Origin of the sequence: Candidatus Cryosericum odellii, assembly GCF_003570935.1 — a bacterium.
Lineage (GTDB): Bacteria > Caldisericota > Caldisericia > Cryosericales > Cryosericaceae > Cryosericum > Cryosericum odellii.
The window spans coordinates 1-4,330 of sequence record NZ_QXIU01000262.1 but is presented as its reverse complement, the minus strand read 5'-3'; the positions used below and the strand labels follow the sequence as shown (position 1 = coordinate 4,330).

Annotated in this window: 3 protein-coding genes; all 3 read left to right on the top strand. The window is 51.8% G+C overall.

All coding sequences use genetic code 11. The annotated features are described in order from the left end of the window. Window positions 1-104 precede the first annotated feature (104 nt). Complete coding sequence (gene kdpA / locus SMC5_RS10265; RefSeq protein WP_119120612.1) at window positions 105-1,793, top strand: potassium-transporting ATPase subunit KdpA; 1,689 nt, start codon at window positions 105-107, stop codon at window positions 1,791-1,793. A gap of 16 nt (window positions 1,794-1,809) precedes the next feature. Continuing rightward, window positions 1,810-3,855 (top strand): potassium-transporting ATPase subunit KdpB, encoded by a 2,046-nt coding sequence (gene kdpB, locus SMC5_RS10260; RefSeq protein ID WP_119120611.1) that lies wholly within the window; start codon window positions 1,810-1,812, stop codon window positions 3,853-3,855. 11 nt (window positions 3,856-3,866) lie between these two features. Further along, the coding region (gene kdpC, locus SMC5_RS10255) for a potassium-transporting ATPase subunit KdpC (RefSeq protein ID WP_119120610.1) at window positions 3,867-4,330 on the top strand (464 nt) is incomplete at its 3' end.

Here is a 4,330-nt window from a genome sequence, read left to right as displayed (position 1 = left end):
GTTTTGTATCCTGTCTTGGATCGCTGCTATCTTGAAATGGTACGGATACAGCCTTAACATTATGAACAGTTAAGGACCTGGATCTCTAGTGGAGGCCGGTTGTGATGCTTGAAAGAAGTCTTGTGGCTATTGTGCCGTTCATTATTGTTCTGACTATATGCGCCGTGTTCCTGGGACGATATCTGGCACGTGTCTTTCAAGGACAACATACGTTCCTGACACCGCTCGTGGGCGGCATCGAGCGTGGGCTGTTGCACATTTTCGGTGTGCGACAGGACGAAGAGCAGACATGGAAGCAATATGCTGTCAGCCTTCTTCTTTTCAATGCGTTCGGGCTGTGCTTTCTGTTCATTCTTCAGCTTGTTCAGCAATGGTTGCCCGGAAATCCACAGCACCTCGGAGCCGTACGACTTGACACGGCTTTCAACGCGGCTGTTTCATTCATGACAAACACCAATTGGCAATCCTACAGCGGCGAAACAACGATGAGTTACCTTACCCAAATGCTGGGTATGACCGTACAGAACTTCCTTTCAGCAGCAACAGGCATTTCCGTAGCGATAGCTCTTATTCGTGGTTTTGTCCGCCGATCCACGAACAGTATTGGCTGCTTTTGGGTGGATCTGACACGAGCTCTTGTGTATGTTTTGCTCCCAATAGCCCTGGTACTATCCCTCGTTCTGGTCTCCCAGGGAACCGTTCAGACTCTGCACCCAACATTATCGGCCACGACACTTGAGGGCCAGGTCCAACACATTGCAGTAGGACCAGCAGCTTCCCAAGTGGCTATCAAGCATATCGGCACCAACGGGGGCGGATTCTTCAACGTCAATGCGGCTCACCCCTTCGAAAGCCCAAACCCCTTTACGGATCTCCTTCTTGTTTTTTCTCTTCTTCTCATACCAGCCGCTTTGCCGTTCACGTTTGGCGAAATGCTTGGCGATCGGAAGCAGGGTACCGCTCTGTTCCTGGCCATGCTGATCATGTTCAGCATTGGCTTGGGAATTTCGCTTCACTATGAACTCGCAGGCAATCCTGCACTTGCGCAAGCCGGCGTAGCAGGGGGAGTCAACATGGAGGGGAAAGAGCAGCGATTTGGCCCGATCATGTCGACCTTTTTTGCTCAGTCAACGACGGTGACTTCCACTGGCGCTGTCGACTCAATGCACGACAGTTTCACTCCCATTCCTGGCCTGATCATGGTTTTCAATATGACGATTGGTGAAGTCATCTTTGGCGGGGTCGGTGTCGGGCTTGTCGGGATGCTTCTCTATGCCATCCTGACTCTTTTTATCGTCGGACTTATGATCGGTCGTACCCCCGAATATCTCGGGAAAAAACTTGAACCACGTGAAATGCTCATGGCTGTTATCGGACTTCTTGCGCCTCCGATCGCCATGCTTCTTATGGCTGGCCTTGCTTTCTCCGTTCCCTCTGCCGTTGCTTCTATTGGAAACGCGGGTTCTCACGGAATGACTGAGATTATCTATGCATGCGCATCTGCGGCCGGGAATAATGGTTCAGCTTTTGCCGGGCTCAATGCCAACACACCGTTCTACAACGTTGGGCTTGCACTGCTCATGCTTGTCGGCCGTTTCGCCACCATTCTTCCCGCTCTTGCTATTGCTGGATCAGTAGCGGCAAAGAAGAGAGTCCAATCAAGCGTAACATTTTCAACCACCAGCATCCTATTCGTGTTCATGCTGATTTTTGTTGTCGCTATTGTTGGTGGATTGACCTACTTCTCACCTCTGGTTCTCGGGCCACTGCTCGAGTTCCTGAAGCTTCGTTAGGAACGCGAGGTACACCATGAAGAAAACTGCTGAAATGAAGGGTCTACTTGATCCTTCGTTGATGAGAAAGACAATCGTCGATGCATTTCGTAAGTTGAATCCAGGCTCACTGTGGCGCAATCCAGTGATGCTGGTCGTTGAATTTGGTTCAATACTTACGACGATTATTGCATTTATAAGTGCTTTCCAGCATTCCGGTTTCTGGTTTAATCTGCAGATAACCGTGTGGCTCTGGTTTACAGTCCTGTTCGCGAACTTCGCTGAAGCCTTGGCAGAAGGACGCGGTAAAGCACAGGCCGACTCACTCAAGAAAGCGCGTAATGACGCCATTGCAAATCGTCTCCTTCCTGATGGTTCCACAGAAAGCGTAGGCGCCACGAGCCTTGTTAAGGGAGATGTCGTCCTTATCAAAGACAACGAGATTATTCCGAGCGACGGTGAGATCATTGAAGGTGTTGCGCTTGTCGACGAATCTGCCGTCACGGGAGAATCTGCGCCAGTCATTCGTGAGTCAGGAGGAGATCGCACTGGTGTTACTGGTGGGACCCACGTTTTGTCCGGGACCATTCACATACGTATCACGGCCGGTATGGGCGAAACATTCCTGGATCAGATGATCGCGATGGTTGAGAGCTCTTCGCGCCGCAAAACACCGAATGAGATAGCTCTGGAAATTCTCCTGATTGGGCTTACGGCGCTGTTCATTGTTGTAACCCTTACATTGCGCGCATTCGCTGGATATATGAATGTGACTGTCGCCGCTCCCGTGCTGGTAGCACTTCTGGTCTGTCTCATGCCAACAACAATTGGCGGCCTGTTGCCTGCAATCGGTATCGCGGGAATGGATCGCCTCATTGAGCATAACGTGATTGCACTATCGGGCCGGGCCGTGGAGGCTTCAGGTGATGTCTCGGTCGTTCTCCTGGACAAGACCGGCACGATTACCCTGGGCAACCGTATGGCAACAGAATTTCTTGCTGCTGAGGGTATCACGGAGCAGCAGTTGATGGAGAGTTCAGTCCTCGCCTCGCTGGCAGACGATACCCCTGAAGGTCGTAGCATTGTCACCCTTGCCAAACAAAGACTTGACATACGTGGACGCGATATCCGCGCCCCACAAGGATCGACGTTTGTTCCTTTCAGCGCCGATACGCGCATGAGTGGCATTGATTATGGAAACCGACATATCCGCAAAGGCGCCGTAGACGCAATAGAACAATGGGTCAAGGAGAACGGGGGACAATTCCCGGAAACAGTTCATGCGTTGGTCGACGGTGTCGGCCGTGAGGGTGGAACACCGCTCGTTGTCTCAGATGGCGCATCCGTTATGGGTGTCATTCGCCTGAAAGATGTCCTCAAACAGGGCATCAAGGAACGATTAAGTCAGCTTCACGTACTCGGGATCAAATCGGTCATGATTACGGGCGACAACCCCTTGACCGCTGCAGCCATAGCAGCCGAAGCAGGGATCGATGATTTCGTCGCACAGGCACGACCTGAGACAAAACTCAATCTTATCCGGAAGTACCAGTCAAACGGCAGTATGGTCGCCATGATCGGTGATGGAACCAACGACGCACCTGCTCTTGCTCAGGCGGACGTAGGGGTTGCCATGAATGCAGGAACGCAATCTGCACGGGAAGCAGCAAATCTTGTCGATCTTGATTCGAACCCGACCAAGCTGTTGGACATTGTCGAGATTGGCAAACAGATCCTGATTACACGGGGCTCGTTGACCACGTTCAGCATCGCGAACGACGTCGCCAAGTACTTTGCCATTATTCCGGCGATTTTCGCTGCAAAGTACCCGCAGCTCGCCGTTCTGAATGTCATGCACCTGCATTCATCAGCCAGCGCTATCCTGTCGGCTGTTATCTTCAATGCTCTCATTATCCCATCGCTTATTCCGCTCTCAATGCGAGGAGTCCAGTATCACCCCTCCAGTGCAAATGCACTGCTCTGGCGCAATCTTCTCATCTATGGTGCCGGCGGATTGGCACTGCCATTTGTTGGCATCAGACTTATTGATCTATTACTTGTCGCCATTAAGGTTGTACGATAAGGAGATTGGACATGAAGGAACTGAAGAGAGCGTTGATCGTTTTTGGAATCCTGGTCGTCATCACAGGAGTCATCTACCCGCTCACTGTGACGGGTATTGCACAGCTGACAATGTCACACCGTGCCAACGGAAGCCTCATTGCAGTAAATGGAAACATTGTCGGCTCTGAACTCATCGGTCAGCAATGGACATCACCGAAGTACTTCCATGGCCGTCCTTCGGCGAATAACTATGACGCTTCAAGTTCCGGCGGAACAAATCTCGGACCATCAAATCCCAATCTTGAAAAGACCGTCGCAGAACGAATTGCCAAAGTCCGCTCCGAAAATGGTCTGGCTGCGGACGCAACCGTTCCTGCCGACCTGGTAACGGCTTCCGCAAGCGGCCTGGATCCAGACATCAGCCCAGAATCCGCTCTGCTGCAAGTACAACGTGTCGCCGCTGCACGCGGCCTTGTACCGAGTGCAGTCGAAAA

What these genes read in the sequence shown, in the direction of transcription:
- kdpA (WP_119120612.1), top strand. Translation starts at nt 105, where the DNA reads ATGCTTGAAAGAAGTCTTGTGGCTATTGTGCCGTTCATTATTGTTCTG.
- kdpB (WP_119120611.1), top strand. Translation starts at nt 1,810, where the DNA reads ATGAAGAAAACTGCTGAAATGAAGGGTCTACTTGATCCTTCGTTGATG.